Source organism: Bdellovibrio bacteriovorus, assembly GCF_048286975.1.
GTDB lineage: Bacteria > Bdellovibrionota > Bdellovibrionia > Bdellovibrionales > Bdellovibrionaceae > Bdellovibrio > Bdellovibrio bacteriovorus_H.
The window spans coordinates 103,046-119,342 of sequence record NZ_JBLVRT010000006.1; the positions used below are offsets into that span (position 1 = coordinate 103,046).

Below are 16,297 nucleotides of genomic sequence, written 5' to 3' on the forward strand. Positions count from 1 at the left end.
AGTTTAAAGGTTCGGGCGCGCGGTAGATCAGCAGATCCAGATGATCCGCGTAGCTTTGAAATGGGAAGAGGAATAAAATAAAAATCAGAAATCCCGGCATAGGCCCCAGTATTTCATGGGGCGATTTCACCGGGACAGAGGGGTGCTTAAATTACAGGGTAAGAGCACTCAGTGGCTGGGGTTTCTGCCACTGTGACTTTCACCAGCGTCGGCAGAACTGTGCGGGCCTTGTCATACAGCCATTTTGCCAAAAGTTCGGAAGTCGGGTTTTCAAGGCCCGGAACCTCGTTCAAAACGCGATGATCAATCTGGTCCAAGAAAGGCTTCATCAGGGCCTGGATGTCGTTGTAGTCAATCACCCAGCCAATTTTGGGATCAAGATCACCCACCAGAGTCAGAATCAATTTAAAGCTGTGCCCATGCATGCGAGAGCACGGATGGCTTGCCGGAAGGTGAGGCAGGAATCGCGCCGATTCAATTTGAAAATGCTGTTTCAGTTCGAATTTCATGCTAATACTATAGTCATTCCGAGGTGAGTATGTCCACGACCACATTGCATTTGGCAAAACAAAATTTCAAGTTCTCTGCCGCGCATTTTTTGATCTTTGATGAAACACACGCAGAGCGCCTGCATGGTCATAACTACCAGGTGAAAGTCGACATCAAAACGCCTTCCGAAGAAGAACTGCATTCTGACGGTTACTTCCTTGATTTCAATGTGTTTAAAAAAGACATCAAGGCCCGCCTGGATCAATGGGACGAAATGGTGCTGTTGCCAGAAAAGCAAAAAGACATGAAATTCAAAAAAAATGGAAACTCACTGGAAGTGACTTTCCGTGATCGTTTTTATGTGTTCCCGGTCAAAGAGGTTTCTTTGCTGCCGGTGACCAACACCAGCGTGGAACAACTGTCCCGCCTGCTGGCTGAAGAATTCTTTGCGGAGTTCAAGCAGTATGGTGTGAAAAGCGTGCGCGTCTATGTCGCTGAAACCGCGGGGCAGGGTGCCTCTACGGTGGTGCCGTCTAGGGCTTAAGTTTGCCGCTGGAAACTTCGCTGGCGCTCAGTTCGCGCACCACACGGTAGCGCCAGAAACAAATCCGTCCGCCTTCATTCAGCTTTTGCTCCAGACGCTCTTCAGTCAGTTCGGGACTGCCATCGCAATCAATATGAGCAAAGTCCGCAAAGGCATCCACACGGTTCACCGACCATGAATAAGGGGCCTTGTCGCGGGAAAGAAACGCACGGTTGAATCCGCCATTTCCCAGTTCAATTCCAGCCACCACGATTTTTTCCAAATTCGGGTTGCGAATCTGCTCACGAGCTGTGGCGATGGTTTCAGGCTTATCCAAAGCAATCACAAAGGCTTCATCCGCCTGGGGGTCTTTGGTTGAAACCAGGAAGTAAGTTTTGGTGGTATCCACCGGTAACGTCACAGGTTTCAGCGCCACCGCGGGGCTTGCTTGTTCGCCCGAGCCATTGTCATAACTAAGCACCGAATGCAGACGTTCTGCACCCTGAACCTCAATACGGGCCACGGTTTGGTTCAAGTTCCACTTAAGTGTTGATGTATCATAATACTTTTCCAGTTTGAGTTCTTTTTCGCCAATCACAGCGCCCATACGGTTGAAGGCTTTCAGGTGAACGGTGTTGGGTTTCAAGTAAAGGTTCAACAAGTGAAGCTTCACACTTTGCACCGAAGATGGCAGCCAGTGCGTGACCTGCGGTGATGTCGTATCAGTTAAAGGAGTACTGAAAGAATCATCGCAAGAGCTGGTGACGTGAACGACATTTTTGTCCCAGGCTTTCACGGAAAATGCCTGTTCTTCCGGCAGGAAGCTGGTGCCGCGAATTTTGATCTGAGCTTTGGCTTCCAGATCGTGGTGACGCTCGTCGATTTCGGCGCCATAGCGCACTTGGGTCCACACACGCTGTGGTTCATTTGTTTTGTTGGTGACGAACAAGGTCAGGTGTTCCGGAGCACACCGCGAGGGGCTGTAAAAAACCTGCGAGGCTTCCGCCGCGAAGGAAGTCATTAGGATCAAGCTGCCAATACCGATTGAAGTCTTAATACCAAAATCCATATAGACTTCGGATCGGTAGGCTGGTTTTGAACTTAACCAAAGGTCCTAAAAACCAGACCTAAGCCTCATAAATGTGAGTCTTCTTAAGAGCTATTTTCAATTGGCTTTCAATGGTTGAGGGGGTGGTCAAAGGACTTCCCTTTAGGCTCGGGACCCCTTAACTAAGCATATCGTCAGGGGAAAACATGAATTTACACGACATGACAAATAAGTCTGGCCAGTCCGTCGAAATCACCGGTTTTGCTGGTGAGGACATACTGCGTGAACGTCTGCACGAAATGGGTTTAAGAGTCGGCTCTATCATCACTATTTTGGGTAAAGCTCCGTTTGGAGGTCCCTTGCTGATTCGTTTTAACACCAGTTTCCTGGCTTTAAGAAAAGAGGAGGCGGCATGCGCTCTGGTGACGCTGAAGTAACTTTGGCTAATAAATGTGTGGCGCTGGTTGGGGCTCCCAATTCTGGTAAAACAACTCTTTATAACTGGCTGACGGGTTCTCGTTTTAAAACCGTGAACTATCCGGGCGCCACGGTTGAGTTTTCTTTGGGGCATTTGGCGTCTCACTTGGGTGAAGGTCTGCAGGCCATGGACACACCGGGCACTTACAGTCTGCATCCGAAAAGTGCGGACGAGTGGGTGACTCTTCGTTCTATCTATGAAAATCCGAAGGTCGATAAAATCGACGGCATCATCGTCGTGGTCGACGGCACTCAGTTGTCGCGTCACTTGCAGCTTGTGATGCAGATGAAAGAAACCGGCTTCCCGATGATGGTGGTTGTGACCATGTCGGATCTTTTGCGCCGTGAAGGTGTTGAGCTGGATTTGGCATATCTTGAAAGTACCTTCGGTTGTCCGGTATTGACCTTTGATGGTTTGCTGGCAGGTGGACTGCTTGAGATCGTGGCGGAAGCCAAGAAGCTGGGGTCCTCCCAAAAACCATCCCGTCCGGTGCCATGGGGCTTTGCTCAGCAGGAAGAAAAACTGAAAGAGTGCGAGCGCATTGCGCAGGAAGCTCTTCAGCATAAAACCGATCATGCGCAAGAGCGTCTGAATCGCATCGTTGCCACGACAGAAAAGCTTGATCGCGTCTTGTTGCATCCTTGGTTCGGTATTTTATTCTTTATTCTGATCATGGGCGGCTTGTTTGCCAGCGTGTTCTGGCTGGCAACACCTTTCATGGATTTGATCGACGGCTGGTTCACGGGCTTTGCTGAAACAGTGGCGGGTTGGGGCCCGGGTACTTTGTGGGCGGATTTCCTGGCTAACGGCGTGGTGACCAGCTTTGCCGCATTCATGGTCTTTGTGCCGCAGATCTTTATTTTGTTTGTGGCCATCGGCCTGCTTGAAAGCACGGGGTATCTGGCGCGTGCGGCAACTTTGATTGATCGTCCGTTTTCGGCACTGGGGATGAGTGGTCGCTCGTTTGTTCCGTTGCTGTCAGGATTTGCCTGTGCGGTGCCGGCGATCATCGCCACTCGTAATATCCCATCCACTAAAGATCGTCTGATCACGGCCTTTGTGGTGCCTTTGATGAGCTGCTCGGCGCGTTTGCCGGTGTATGCTTTGTTTATTGCGTTCTTGTTCCATGGTGAGTCGGCGTTGTATGCCGGTCTTGCGATGGCGGGACTTTATCTGGGGTCCATCGTGGTGGGCGCTTTTGCTGCGGGCATTATCAGTAAGTTCATCCCGCGCACCGAGCCGTCCTTCTTTATGATGGAGCTTCCGATTTATCGCCGTCCCAAGTTGCGCGTGATTCTGCGCCAGGCATGGACCCGTACTTTGTCTTACGTGAAGCGTGCCGGTCCGATCATCTTCACTTTCGCGGTGATCATCTGGGTGGGGACAACCTTCCCGAATTATCAAACGGAAGATGCGCACCAGAAGCTGGAAGAAAGCTATGTGGGCCGCGCGGGTAAGTTCATCGAGCCGGTTGTGCAGCCCATGGGTGTGGACTGGCGTGTGGGTGTGGGTTTGATTTCAGCCTTTGCCGCGCGTGAGGTGTTTGTTTCTTCCATGGCGGTGACTTTCAATATTACGGATACTGATGAAGATTCCCAGCAGCAGGCGTTGTTGACTCAGATGAGTACCGCCACAAATGCCGCCGGTGAAAAGATATTCACGGTCAGTTCGGTTATTGGTCTTATGATCTTCTTCCTGATTGCCCTGCAGTGTATGTCCACGGTGGGTGTGCAGATTCGTGAATCCGGCTCCTGGAAGTTTGCGATGATGCAATTGGTGGTCTTTAACGTCGCAGCCTACGTTTTGGTTGTGGTGGTCGTACAGTCTCTGAGATTCCTGGGCGTTCCTTAACGGACGCCCTTCATCAAATCTTTGTACAATTTAAGTGTCTGCTCTTGGGTGCTTTGCCAGCGGTGCTGGTGCAGGGTCCAAGCGCGGGCTTTTTTGCCCTGGTCGCGGGCCATTTCTGGATTCTGGATATAAAACTTCAAAGCCTGAGCAAGGCTCTTGGGATCTTTGGGTTGAACCAGATAGCCGCGTTCGTTTTTACAGACCTGTTCAGTCGTTCCGCCGGCATCAGTGCCAATCACAGGCTTTTCCATCAGCATGGCGTCCAGCACACTCAGCGAATAAGTTTCGTTGTAGGAAGCCAGGATAAACACGTCCAAAGCATCAATGTACGGGATGTAGTCGCGCTGGAAAGGAATGCGATGCAAATGTCCCTTCAGGCGCGGCTCTTGCTGCTTTTGTTCAATCCAAGTTTTTAATTCCAAAGATTGCGCTTCATAGGTCACCTGACCGTTGCTGTCGCGGCTTTCAATCGTGGGGTCACCCACGATCACCATATGAATCTTTTGAACTTCGTCGTCCGTCAGGTGATCCAAGGCTTCGACCAGTTCACGCACGCCTTTGCCGGCATCCAGGCGGCACAAAGTTCCAAAGGCCAGCTCGGCAGGTTTTAGACCCAGCTTTTCACGTAAAGCCAGGCGGGATTCCGGGTTGGAATTAAACTCTTCTGTTTTTCGCCCATAGCGCATCAGGGTCAGCTTGGAAGGGGCAATCGGGAAGTTCTTGCGGGCTTCGCTCAATACAAACTCAGACGATGAGCACAAAGCATCCACTTTGGAAAACATCCAGCGGTGGAACAAGTCATTCTTCGCCGGAGCATTCATATACAGATTATATACGTGCTTGGGTGTGGATGAATTCCAGCGCGCCAGTACGCAAGCCCACATATCCAGACGGGTGTGTGACTGCAGGTGCGTGATTCCGTTTTCACGGACAATCTTGCGAATTAAGCGGGCTTCCTGCAGTTTGGAGATTTTTTTCTCGGGGAAGGTGATGACTTCCACCGAGGTTTTTTTTAGCTCTTCGGCCACACGCGAGTGGGCCGAACACAGCACGCGCTGATTCAGGCCGGTTTCAGCCAGCTTCTGAATCAGTTCGGTGGTGTAAATTTCAAGTCCGCCCCAGCTTAGGGACTGGATGCAATGAAGGACCTTTATTTCGCCCATAGGGATTTAAAGTGCTCAATGGTCTTGCCAAGGCCTTCTTCTTCAAAGCGAACCGTTGGCTGCCAGTTCAATTCTTTTTGTGCTTTGGAATAATTGATCGCATAGCGGAAATCATGCCCTTTGCGATCGGTCACAAAACTCAACAAAGACTCTGGCTTGCCCAAGTGTTTTAGAATCATCTTGGCAACATCCAGGTTCTGGCGTTCCGAGTTTCCACCCAGATTATAGACTTCACCGGCTTTGCCTTTGGTGAAGGCCAGCCATACGCCTTCATTGTGGTCGTCCACATAGATCCAGTCACGGATGTTCATGCCTGTACCGTAAATCGGCAACTTTTCGTTGGCCAAAGCACGTTTGATCATCAGCGGGATGAATTTTTCTTCAACCTGATAAGGACCATAGTTGTTGGAACAACGGGTGATCACCACCGGCATTTTATAAGTTTCAAAGAACGCACGGCACATCAGATCCGCACTGGCTTTGGAAGCGCTGTACGGGCTGTTCGGGGAAATTGGAGTTTCTTCCGTGAAGGCCGGGTCTTCCATTTGCAAAGTGCCATAGACTTCGTCGGTGGAAACTTGCAGGTATTTGAAGGCCGGATTCTTTTCAAAAAGATTCAAGCTTTCCTTAAGAAGATTCAAAGTGCCCAGAACATTCGTTTCAACGAAGATGTTCGGGTTTTCAATCGAGCGGTCCACATGGGATTCGGCTGCAAAATTCAGAACACCACTGAAGTTGTATTTCTGGAACAGTTCGTGAACCAGCTTGGTGTCACGGATGTCGCCTTTAACAAAAGTCAGGTGCTTGTGCGCATCCAAGTGGGCTTGAATGTTTTCCAGGCGGCCGGCATAAGTCAAAGCATCCAGAATGACAAAGTCATACTGGGCCTTGATGCTGTCGCGGCAGGTGATGGTCTTGATAAAGTTGGATCCGATAAAGCCGGCGCAACCGGTCAGCAGAACAGTCTGTTTCATGAACTAGATTTCCTCAGAGATGATTTTTTCAAGATAGCTGCGGTAAGAGCATTTCGGCAAATCAGCCGTGATCTTTTGCAGTTGATCCAGAGTGATGAATTTCATGCGGTAAGCGACCTCTTCCAGACAGGCCACTTTCATGCCCTGACGTTCTTCGATGGCGCCAATGAATGAAGCCGCATCCAGAAGTGACCGTGGAGTGCCCGTGTCCAGCCATGCCAGGCCACGATACATCATTTCTACACCCAGGGTGTCTTCATTGTGATAGCTCAGGATCAGGTCCACGATCTCGGTTTCACCACGCGGGGAGGGTTTCAGGGCTTTCGCACGTTCAGCCACAGTTTTGTCAAACAGGTACAGGCCCGGGATGGCGTACTGGGATTTTGGAGCTTTGGGCTTTTCTTCGATGGATTTAACTTTCTTGGTGTTCTTGTCGAACTCAACCACGCCATAAGCAGAAGGATCCGCCACATAGTAGGCAAACACGCGTCCATTCAGGCCACCGGCTTTTTCTTTCTGAGCTTTGATTGCTTCACGGAAGAAGGTCAGGTCGCCATAGAACAGATTGTCCCCCAGCATCAGGCAGACATCGTCGTTCCCGATAAAGTCTTCACCCAGCACGAAGGCTTCAGGCAGACCGTTGGGTTTTTCCTGAACCACATAAGAAAGTTTGATGCCGAACTGGGAGCCATCACCCAAAAGTTTTTTAAACAAAGGCTGATCGTCCGGGGATGTGATAAGCAGAATGTCTTTGATTCCGCCCAGCATCAGAATGCTCAGCGGATAATAGATCATCGGCTTGTCATAGATGGACTGAAGCTGTTTGGTCATGACCCGGGTCATTGGGTAAAGGCGAGAACCGGCTCCGCCGGCAAGAATAATACCCTTCATTTATTTCCCCTTAAAAAATTTATTAACTTCGTCCAGGACGAATTGGGCATCCGCCGCAGTCATGTCCGCCCACAAAGGCAGTCTCAGCAAGCGGGCAGAGTGATCATCAGTGACAGCCATGCTGCCGCTGACTTTGCCGTATTTCAAACCCGCCGGAGCAGAATGCAAAGGCACATAATGGAATGTGGACTGGATTCCGGCTTCTTTCAGGTGGGTCCACAATTCAATGCGCGTCTGCATAGTCGGCAGCAGGAAATAGAAGATATGCGCGTTGGCTTTGGCCTCCGCAGGCACGGTCATGCGCTGGACTTTGCCAGCAGCTTCCAGATCCGCCATGCCGTCGTAATACTGCTTCCAGATCGCCATACGGCGCGCGGTGATTTTTTCGCCTTCTTCCAGTTGAGACAACAAGAAGGCTGCGGAAAGTTCAGAAAGCAAATAGGAAGATCCCTTGTCCTGCCAGGTGTATTTGTCCACTTGGCCGTTCAGGAACTGCTGACGGTTGGTTCCTTTGTCGCGCACGATTTCTGCGCGAGCCACCAGACGGGGATCGTTGATGGTCAGTGCGCCGCCTTCACCGCAAACGATGTTCTTGGTTTCGTGGAAGCTGAAGGCAGCCATGTGCCCCCAGGCTCCCAGGGCTTTGCCTTTGTAGGAAGCAAAGATGCCTTGAGCCGCGTCTTCGACCACCCAGATGTTGTTCTTGTTCGCAAGGTCCATGATTTTGTCCATCTCGCAGCCCACACCAGCATAGTGAACCGGCATGATCACGCGCGTGCGGGCGGTGATGGCTTTGGCAATGGCATCGACATCGATGTTCATGGTCTTGGGGTCCACGTCCACAAAAACCGGGATAGCGCCATACAGGGCGACAACGTTGGCAGTGGAAGTGAAGGTGAAAGAGGGCAGGATGACTTCATCGCCCGGGCCAATGTCGGCCAAAACCATGGCCATTTCAAGGGCGGAGGTGCAAGACGGGGTGATGACGGTCATCAGGGTCGGAAGATTCTTATTGAACCATTCCGTGCATTTTTTGTTGAACTGACCTTCTCCGCTGAGTTTTTTGTTGGAGATGGCCTGAGAAATGTACTTCTCTTCGTTCGAGCTTTTAGGAGGTAAATTGAATGGAATTTTCATGCTCCCCCATAGTAGCGCAAGCACCAAAGGGGAGCAAAGAATTAAAAGCCGTCGGTGGTGCCTACTTTGCCGCGAGGCTCGTCATCATCAAACGGGATGACGGAGCTGCTCTGTGACTTTTTCTCCACGCGTGGAGTCGGGCTTGGGGAGCGGGTTGTTTTCTTTGCAAATGGGATGACTTTTTTGTCAGCAGACGGGCGAACAGGGGCTGCCGCGACTGGTACCGGCTCGTGTTTGCCGGCACCCTGGATGACTTCATTCAGGCTGACAACCATGCTTTGCATCTGCTGGGCCTGGGCGCTGATTTCTTCAGAAGAGGCGGCAATTTCTTCAGAGGACGCCGCATTTGCCTGAGAGCCCTGATCCAGTTGGTTCATGGCTTTGCTGATCTGCTGGATGCCGGTGGTTTGTTCAGAGCTCGCCGCTGCAATTTCGTTGTTCAGGTCTGCAACCTTTTTTACAGAAGTCACGATGGCCTGCAGAACTTCGCCAGAGCGATCGGCGATTTGTGAGCCACGGTCCACTTTTTCAACGCTGTCTTTGATCAAAACATTGATATCTTTTGCTGCAACTGCGGAGCGTTGCGCCAGTGCGCGAACGGCCTCTGCCACAACGGCAAAGCCTTTACCTTGTTCGCCAGCACGAGCGGCCTCAACCGCTGCATTCAGAGCCAGAAGGTTGGTCTGGAAGGCGATATCATCAATCACGCTGATGATTTCCTCAATCTTTTTAGAGGAATGGGAAATATCGTTCATGGAAGAAATCAGCAGGGTGATTTCATTCTGGCCTTGTTCAGCCGAATCTTTAGAGGATTGAGACAGGGATGCGGCTTGTTTCGCGTTGTCTGAATTCATTTTAACCATGGAAGACATTTCTTCCAAAGACGCGACAGTTTCTTCCAGGGAAGCGGCCGCTTCAGTAGAGGACTGAGAAAGCGTCTGACCTGCGGCTGTCAACTGAGTGATCGCGCCGGAAACCTGAGTGCCGGCCTCGGAAAGGCCGGTGGCAATGGAGCTCACAGTGTTGGAAACGCGATAAGCGATCCACATTAAAATACCGAACACCAGAGTCGCGCAAAGAGCAGAGATCAGAATCAGCAGTTGCGCCTGAAACTTGCGCTCGTCTTGTTGTAACTTGTCATTGGCAGCAGAAATTTCGCGGTAAAGCTTCATGTTGGCGGCGATGGCATCCTGATAAGCGATGGCCATCACGTGCCATTCACCACCGTTCATCGCGGTGTGAACTTGTTTGTTGGCGACAGCATTATTTTGATCAAGCAGATAGATCATCTGTTCTGTTAGTTTATAGAAGGAGTCTTTGATGGCCTGAGGTTTTGCCCAGTTCTTGGCTTCGTCTTCAGTGAACTTGGTGCTGGCGTAAACCTCTTCGAATTTCTTGAATTCGTCAAAGGCGCTGCGGGCACGTTTGATAAAGCCTTCACGGGATTTTTGGTCTTCATCGTTGGCCAAGGCAGCCCAGATGAAATAGCCAATACGTGCACGCTGCATGCCCAACTGACCCAGGGCGTCCATGTTCGGAACGACTTCGGTGTAAGCTCCGGTCAGCATGGTTCCAAGGCTATTCATTGAACGCCAAGAGATAGTAGTGAGGACAGCGAATGCGATCACTGGCAAGATTGCAGAGAACAACAAACGCCCGCGCAAACCGCGGAACCAAGAAGAGGATGAATTCATGAGGGGCTCCTTAAATATGGAAAAACTTTGCAGGATTCTGATCGTCAATTTTATTGCAGTTCTTTAATCAAAAGAACTTGCTGTAATGCTGGACCAAGGTGCAGCGCTTCATAACTTATTTAAATGTTTGAGTTTGTCCGCATCATGTTGATACGCTTTTTGAACGTCTAGACTCAAGGAGGGGAAAGTCATGACAAAAACGACACTACGTCGTGCGTTGGCCGTTGTTGCATTGGTTGCAACTGTAGGCTTCACACACCAAACAGCGACATCTGAATCTGTGACACTGTGCTCCGGATTCGTTCCAGAGAACAATTTGTACATCCCAGCTGGTGTTTTCACCGTGGGTGGTATCACCGAACAACAATTCAACATGGTTTTGGACCGTCTTGAAAGATTGTTTGCGAAGGACGTTGAAGCGATGGGGGATCGCTTGAAAATCAACCGTCTTTGGAATGATGGTACTGTAAATGCTTCCGCACAAAGATCCGGCAACACTCAAGTGTTGAACATGTATGGTGGTTTGGCTCGTCACCCGGCGACGAACATCGAAGGTTTCGCTTTGGTAGCGTGCCACGAGTTCGGTCACCACAACGGTGGTGCTCCAAAAATGCAAAGCTGGTTCGGTGGCGCTTGGGCGACCAACGAAGGTGGCTCTGACTACTACGCTTCTTTGAAGTGCTTGCGTCGTTTCTTTGCTGAAGACGACAATGCAGCCATCCTGAAGGATCTTCAATTGGATCCTACTGCTGAGGCAGCTTGTACTGCTCAGTTCCCGGATGAACAAGATCGTCTGATCTGCCTAAGAACTTCTTTGGCTGGACAATCTGTAGCGAACCTGTTCCAGGCTTTGCGTAAAGAAACTTCGGCTCCAACATTCGGTACTCCGGATAAGAACGTGGTTTCCCGTACTGACGACAGACACCCGGCGACTCAGTGCCGTTTGGACACTTACTTCGCGGGTATGTTGTGTGTGGCTAAAGAAAGCGAAAAGCTGAGCAACTCCGATTACAAATCCGGTTCTTGCTATGCGCCTCGTGATACAGCGGGTGTTCGCCCTCGTTGCTGGTTCGCACCAACCAACTAGGACTTACGACATTTCGTCATGAAAGCCGGGTGACCCCCGGCTTTTTTTATTTTAGGCTTTTTCGTATGTCTAAGAAAAAGCTGATTCCTCTTGTAGCAGTTCTTCTTATTTTGCTTCTGGCATATATCGCCAAAACTTACTTGTTCCGATCTGATTTTTCCTATGCCGGCACTGTCGAAGTGACCAAGGTGGACATTCCTGCAAGGCTGTCCTCCGTCATTTCTGAGTTTCCGGTCAAGGAAGGGCAGATTGTTGAAAAGGGTCAATCGTTGGTCAAACTGGATTGCGAAGAAATCCGTCTGGGGTACGAGCTTGCCAATAAAAATTTTGACCGGGCAGTGAAGCTTTACCGCGGTGGCAGTATCGCTCAGGAAAGCTACGACCAGATTAAAAATCGCAAAGATGAAATCGAAACCCGCTTTAAGTGGTGCGAGGTTTTAGCTCCTATCAAGGGCACCGTTTTGACCACTTACTTCGAACCTGGAGAAATGGTTTTGCCCGGGGCGAAGCTTTTAACCCTGGGGGATCTTTCCGAGGTCTATGCCTATTTCTATCTGCCCCATGATCAGATATCGCCCTTGAAGATGGACCAGAGGGTTTCAGCACGCCTGCCGGAAATGGACGATAAAAAGTTTTCCGGTGTGATTGCCTATATCAATCCGGAAGCCGAGTTCACACCTAAGAACGTACAGACCCGGGATGAGCGAACAAGACTGGTTTATGCCGTGAAGATCCGCTTTGAAAACTCTGAGGGCATTCTGAAACCCGGAATGACTCTGGAGTGGATGGCGGAGGAATAATGTCTGGAGCTGTCGCCATCGCCGTCGAAAGCTTAACTAAGAAAATGCGTACGACGGAGGCTCTCAAAGGCCTGACGATGAGCTTTTCCCCCGGGATCATTCACGGGGTGATTGGTCCTGAGGGCGCGGGAAAAACCACCTTCCTGCGCCATTTGATGGGGCTTTTGAAGGCGGATAGCGGCAAGATCACATTTCTGCGGGAAGGTCAGCCGGTGTCCTTTTCTGACTTGCGTGAAGATATCGCCTATATGCCTCAGACCCAAAGTCTTTATCCGGAGCTGAGCATTCATGAGCATCTTGAATTCTTTCGCACCCTTTTTGAGGTTCCCGATCAGGTTTATCTTTCGCGCCGGGAAAAGCTTCTGCGCATGGCAAGGCTTGAAGATTTCACCGACCGTCTGGCTTCGCAGTTATCCGGCGGGATGTATAAAAAGCTGGGTTTGATCTGCTCGCTTTTATCCGCACCCAAGGTTCTGTTGCTGGATGAACCCACCAACGGTGTCGATCCTTTGAGTCGCAGGGATTTCTGGGAACTGTTGTATGAGCTGATACGGGAAGAGGATATTTTGATCCTGGTCACGACGTCCTACATGGATGAAGCCTTGAAGTGTGATGAAGTGCATCTGCTGTTTGATGGGAAGTCTTTATTGGCGGGCGCGCCCGGGAAAATTTTAAAAGAGCGTCAATGTCGCACCTTTGATGAGGTATTTTTGCAATACGACGCCATCGAGGAAGCACCATGAATTCAGTCGAGGTGCAAAATTTATCGGTGAAGTTCGGTGACTATTACGCAGTGAAGGACATCAGTTTTACGGTTGAGAAGGGCGAGATCTTTGGTTTTCTCGGGGCCAATGGGGCGGGGAAGACGACGACAATTCGAGTGCTCTGTGGATTGCTGCTGCCTTCGCACGGCGAAACCAGAGTCTGTGGTCTGGACGTGCAACAGCAGGCCTTTGAGGTAAAAAAGAAGGTCGGGTACATGTCCCAGAAGTTCACGTTGTATGATGACATGACCGTCGCGGAAAATCTGGCCTTCACCGGCTCCTTAAGAAAGCTTCCTGAACAGCAGCTAAAAATGCAGAAAGAACGGCTGCTTGAGTTTATCCGTTTCAAAGCCTCTGAAAAAACTTTGGTGAAAGATCTGCCCGGTGGAATCAAACAGCAAGTCAGTCTGGTGTCATCCCTATTGCATGACCCTGAGATCGTCTTTTTGGATGAACCCACGGCCGGAGTCAGTCCGGCCTATCGGCAGCGTTTCTGGGCGCTGATCCGTGAGCTTGCCAATGAAGGCAAAACTGCTTTTGTCACCACTCATTACATGGACGAGGCCGAACACTGTAGCCGCATTGCTTTAATGAGATCGGGGGAATTGATTGCTCTGAATTCTCCGGAGGGACTGAAGACTGCGAACTTCCCGGATCGCAATCCTCACGAGGTCAGTCTGGAAGAGGTCTTTATTGCGGAAGTGGAGGGGCGATGAAGATTCGCTCCATCTGGGCCATTGCGCAGAAAGAAGTTTTCCATATTGTGCGGGACCCCTTCACGCTGGCGCTGGCTTTGGGGATGCCGGTTATTATGGTGCTCTTTTTTGGGTTTGCCATTGAGTTCAATATGGAACGCATTTCATTGGCGATCCACGATGCCAGCAAAACCCCAAACTCGCGTCTGTTGGAACAAGCGTTTACCAGCTCTGATTACTTTCAGTCCCACTATGTGCACAGTCCAGCCGAAGCCCTGCAATATTTGGATGAAGGCAGGGCGCATGCCGCCCTTTTGGTGCCTCCGGCTTACGCGCGGGATCTGAAACCACTGCATGAAAGTGCGGTGCAGATTCTGATCGACGGGGCGGATAATTCTTCAGCCGGATCAATTCTTGGGTATCTGGGCGGGGTCCAAAAGCGGGTGTTGCAGAATGAGTTTGGTGAATTACGCGAACCGATCGAAATGAAAACGCGGTATTTGTTTAATCCAGAACTGAACAGCCGCTGGTTTGTCGTGCCGGGGTTGGCGGCAGCGATCATCGCCATCTTGTCTATTTTACTGACCGCCCTGACCGTGGCGCGCGAATGGGAAAACGGTTCCATGGAGTTATTGCTGTCCACACCGGTGCGTCCGATTGAAATCATCCTGGGAAAGCTTTTGCCTTATTCGGTGATGGGAATTGTGGCCGTGTTTTTTGTTTTTCTGATGTCGCAAGTGGTGTTCTCTGTCCCGTTCCGTGGGAATTTTATTTTGTATCTGCTGGCGTGTTTGATTTTTCTGTCGACTTATCTGGCGCAAGGTTTGCTGATTTCAGTGGTCACCAGAAAACAGCAGCTGAGTATGCAGTTTGCGATGCTGTCGGGACTTTTGCCGACGATTCTGCTTTCAGGATTTATTTTTCCGGTAGAACACATGCCGAAATTCTTTTTCTATTTCACCATGCTTCTGCCTGCGCGGTGGTTTATAGAAATCAGTCGTGCGCTGTTTTTGCAAGGAGCCGGGTTTTTAAGTATTCTGCCGTCGTTCTTGGCGCTTTGTGCGCTTTTCACATTGATGATCACGCTGGCCACAAAAAAATTTAAAAGAGACGTCGAACCATGAAAACACTGCTGGGATTTATCCGAAAAGAATTTCTTCAGACCCTGCGGGACCCGCGCATGCGCATTTTGCTTTTTCTGGCGCCGTGTGTGCAGCTGACCATCTTTGGTGTGGCTTTGTCGACGGAAGCCAGGAATATCCGTCTCGGGATTTTTGGTGCTCCCAATGACAGTGCCTTGCAGGAGATTCACCGCAAAGCTTTGGCTTCGGGCTGGTTTATTCCGGCTAAAACCCAGACGACGGATCCTTATGAGCTAATTCAAAAAGGCGATGCGGATGTCGTTTTGGTGGCTCCCTCCGGAGGTTTGGACCGCAGTCTGGGGCGAGGAGAGGGGGAGGTGCAGCTTCTGATTAACGCCACCAACGTCACGCGGGCCCAGGGGATCGAGCGTTACATGGGAAGCATAGTGCGTTCGTTGCACCCGCAGGATCCGCCTTTGCGTTTTGATGTGCGGGTTTTGTACAACCCGGCGATGCGTTCGGCTTTGTTTTTGGTGCCGGGGGTGATGAGCATGCTGGTGTGTCTGATCACGATTCTGCTGACCAGTATGTCGATCACAAAAGAAAAAGAGATGGGCACCTTTGAAACATTGATCTCGGCCCCGGTGTCGCCCGAGGAAGTCATCCTGGGTAAAACCGTGCCGTTTGTTTTACTGGGGTTAAGTAATATTCCATTGATTGTCGGCGTGGCCGTGGCGTTGTTTGATATGCCTTTGCGGGGAAGTCTTTGGATGCTGCTGCTGGCGGCGGTGGCATTTGTGTTTTGTACGGTGGGGATCGGGCTGTTTATTTCGACCATCGCCAAGAATCAGCAGCAGTCGATGATGGGTGGTTTTTTATATCTGTTCCCGTCGGTACTGTTGTCCGGGATGGTCTTTCCGGTTGAAAACATGCCGTGGGTGATGCGGATTTTTTCTTATATCAATCCGCTGACGTACTTCATCGAGCTTTTGCGAAACATAATGCTTAAAGGCGGGGATCTGCGTCTGATTACGACGAATGTTCTGGTTCTTGTGGCGATGGCAGTCATTGCCATCACCGCAAGCTGGCGGCGCTTTAAAACGACGCTGTCATAGGCCCCTGTGCCAAGGCAGGTGCCGGGCGGGACATGGTTGTCAGGCGCTCCAGGTCCATTTCTATCACATCCAGAGTGCCATAGACGTCTGCGCGCAGGTGAATCGAAAGATGGTAAAGATCATCAGAGGTGCGCTTCATTATCATGACTTCCCCTTGCCCTTGAGAGAGGCGTTCATAGGCTGCATAGACGTCACCTTTTTCGCAGTAGCGGCTGTGGGGATAGTGACGGGTGGAAACCGGCAGACCGAAAGATCGGACGTGCTCTTGTTCGCCTTCCCAGCGCGAGAAATATATCGCCGTGGCATCGTTCATCGGATGCACGGTCGTTTGCGAGTATTCACACAGCGATTCGTGGGGGGTGGCGCCGAGGTTTTCACAGGAAAGCACACGATAGGTGCCTTCCATGTTGGAAAAAAGCGCCGCGTTTGCCGACGGGGCGGCAGAAAGAATGGTCAGGGTGCAGAGCCAAAGCTTCAACATGGGGTCTCCTAAATTATGTTTAGGG

At 50.7% G+C, this 16,297-nt stretch carries 17 protein-coding genes; 9 read left to right on the plus strand and 8 right to left on the minus strand.

The features are described 5' to 3' along the window. Window positions 1-146: 146 nt before the first annotated feature. Window positions 147-509 carry a 6-carboxytetrahydropterin synthase QueD gene (gene queD / locus ACNQKP_RS15850; RefSeq protein ID WP_417865917.1) on the minus strand — a complete coding sequence of 121 codons (363 nt, stop codon included), beginning with the start codon at window positions 507-509 and terminating at the stop codon, window positions 147-149. 29 nt (window positions 510-538) lie between these two features. Here queD and ACNQKP_RS15855 point away from each other — a divergent pair, with 29 nt between their 5' ends. After that, window positions 539-1,033 (plus strand): 6-pyruvoyl trahydropterin synthase family protein, encoded by a 495-nt coding sequence (locus ACNQKP_RS15855; RefSeq protein WP_417865919.1) that lies wholly within the window; start codon window positions 539-541, stop codon window positions 1,031-1,033. Here ACNQKP_RS15855 and ACNQKP_RS15860 read toward each other — a convergent pair. Next, entirely contained in the window at window positions 1,023-2,081 is a 1,059-nt protein-coding gene (locus ACNQKP_RS15860; protein ID WP_417865921.1) for a hypothetical protein, read from the minus strand. The two genes, ACNQKP_RS15855 and ACNQKP_RS15860, sit on opposite strands and share 11 nt — an antisense overlap. A gap of 185 nt (window positions 2,082-2,266) precedes the next feature. Here ACNQKP_RS15860 and ACNQKP_RS15865 point away from each other — a divergent pair, with 185 nt between their 5' ends. Continuing rightward, window positions 2,267-2,497 (plus strand): FeoA family protein, encoded by a 231-nt coding sequence (locus ACNQKP_RS15865; RefSeq protein ID WP_417865923.1) that lies wholly within the window; start codon window positions 2,267-2,269, stop codon window positions 2,495-2,497. Then, a complete protein-coding gene (feoB, locus tag ACNQKP_RS15870) occupies window positions 2,473-4,389 on the plus strand; it encodes a ferrous iron transporter B (RefSeq protein WP_417865926.1) in 1,917 nt (638 codons plus the stop codon). The genes ACNQKP_RS15865 and feoB overlap by 25 nt, the downstream gene beginning before the upstream one ends. On the opposite strand, the gene ACNQKP_RS15875 is transcribed toward feoB, so the two are convergent. The 5 genes from ACNQKP_RS15875 to ACNQKP_RS15895 are packed head-to-tail and all read right to left on the minus strand — an operon-like array spanning window position 4,386 to window position 10,248. Beyond that, window positions 4,386-5,552 (minus strand): glycosyltransferase family 4 protein, encoded by a 1,167-nt coding sequence (locus ACNQKP_RS15875; protein WP_417865928.1) that lies wholly within the window; start codon window positions 5,550-5,552, stop codon window positions 4,386-4,388. The two genes, feoB and ACNQKP_RS15875, sit on opposite strands and share 4 nt — an antisense overlap. Beyond that, a complete protein-coding gene (gene rfbB / locus ACNQKP_RS15880) occupies window positions 5,540-6,526 on the minus strand; it encodes a dTDP-glucose 4,6-dehydratase (protein ID WP_417865930.1) in 987 nt (328 codons plus the stop codon). The genes ACNQKP_RS15875 and rfbB overlap by 13 nt, the downstream gene beginning before the upstream one ends. Window positions 6,527-6,529: 3 nt before the next feature. Then, window positions 6,530-7,417 carry a glucose-1-phosphate thymidylyltransferase RfbA gene (gene rfbA, locus ACNQKP_RS15885; protein ID WP_417865932.1) on the minus strand — a complete coding sequence of 296 codons (888 nt, stop codon included), beginning with the start codon at window positions 7,415-7,417 and terminating at the stop codon, window positions 6,530-6,532. Then, window positions 7,418-8,554 carry a dTDP-4-amino-4,6-dideoxygalactose transaminase gene (gene rffA, locus ACNQKP_RS15890; protein WP_417865934.1) on the minus strand — a complete coding sequence of 379 codons (1,137 nt, stop codon included), beginning with the start codon at window positions 8,552-8,554 and terminating at the stop codon, window positions 7,418-7,420. 41 nt (window positions 8,555-8,595) lie between these two features. Next, the gene (locus ACNQKP_RS15895) at window positions 8,596-10,248 is read right to left on the minus strand and encodes a methyl-accepting chemotaxis protein (protein WP_417865936.1); all 1,653 of its coding nucleotides are present in this window, start codon (window positions 10,246-10,248) and stop codon (window positions 8,596-8,598) included. Between the two features lie 190 nt (window positions 10,249-10,438). Here ACNQKP_RS15895 and ACNQKP_RS15900 point away from each other — a divergent pair, with 190 nt between their 5' ends. From ACNQKP_RS15900 to ACNQKP_RS15925, 6 genes are all read left to right on the plus strand, one after another. Continuing rightward, a complete protein-coding gene (locus ACNQKP_RS15900) occupies window positions 10,439-11,335 on the plus strand; it encodes a hypothetical protein (RefSeq protein ID WP_417865938.1) in 897 nt (298 codons plus the stop codon). A 65-nt stretch (window positions 11,336-11,400) separates the two neighbouring features. Continuing rightward, window positions 11,401-12,135: an efflux RND transporter periplasmic adaptor subunit gene (locus ACNQKP_RS15905; RefSeq protein ID WP_417865940.1), complete on the plus strand. Its 735-nt coding sequence runs from the start codon at window positions 11,401-11,403 to the stop codon at window positions 12,133-12,135. Then, on the plus strand, window positions 12,135-12,878 hold the full coding sequence (locus ACNQKP_RS15910) for an ABC transporter ATP-binding protein (RefSeq protein WP_417865942.1): 744 nt from the start codon (window positions 12,135-12,137) through the stop codon (window positions 12,876-12,878). The genes ACNQKP_RS15905 and ACNQKP_RS15910 overlap by 1 nt, the downstream gene beginning before the upstream one ends. Further along, the gene (locus tag ACNQKP_RS15915) at window positions 12,875-13,615 is read left to right on the plus strand and encodes an ABC transporter ATP-binding protein (RefSeq protein ID WP_417865944.1); all 741 of its coding nucleotides are present in this window, start codon (window positions 12,875-12,877) and stop codon (window positions 13,613-13,615) included. The genes ACNQKP_RS15910 and ACNQKP_RS15915 overlap by 4 nt, the downstream gene beginning before the upstream one ends. Further along, window positions 13,612-14,718, plus strand: coding sequence for an ABC transporter permease (locus tag ACNQKP_RS15920; RefSeq protein ID WP_417865946.1), 1,107 nt, complete (start codon window positions 13,612-13,614; stop codon window positions 14,716-14,718). Before ACNQKP_RS15915 ends, ACNQKP_RS15920 begins: the two co-directional genes overlap by 4 nt. Then, window positions 14,715-15,791 carry an ABC transporter permease gene (locus tag ACNQKP_RS15925; protein ID WP_417865948.1) on the plus strand — a complete coding sequence of 359 codons (1,077 nt, stop codon included), beginning with the start codon at window positions 14,715-14,717 and terminating at the stop codon, window positions 15,789-15,791. The genes ACNQKP_RS15920 and ACNQKP_RS15925 overlap by 4 nt, the downstream gene beginning before the upstream one ends. Here the strand turns inward: ACNQKP_RS15925 and ACNQKP_RS15930 are convergent. Then, on the minus strand, window positions 15,772-16,272 hold the full coding sequence (locus ACNQKP_RS15930; protein ID WP_417865950.1) for a hypothetical protein: 501 nt from the start codon (window positions 16,270-16,272) through the stop codon (window positions 15,772-15,774). The two genes, ACNQKP_RS15925 and ACNQKP_RS15930, sit on opposite strands and share 20 nt — an antisense overlap. Window positions 16,273-16,297 lie beyond the last annotated feature (25 nt).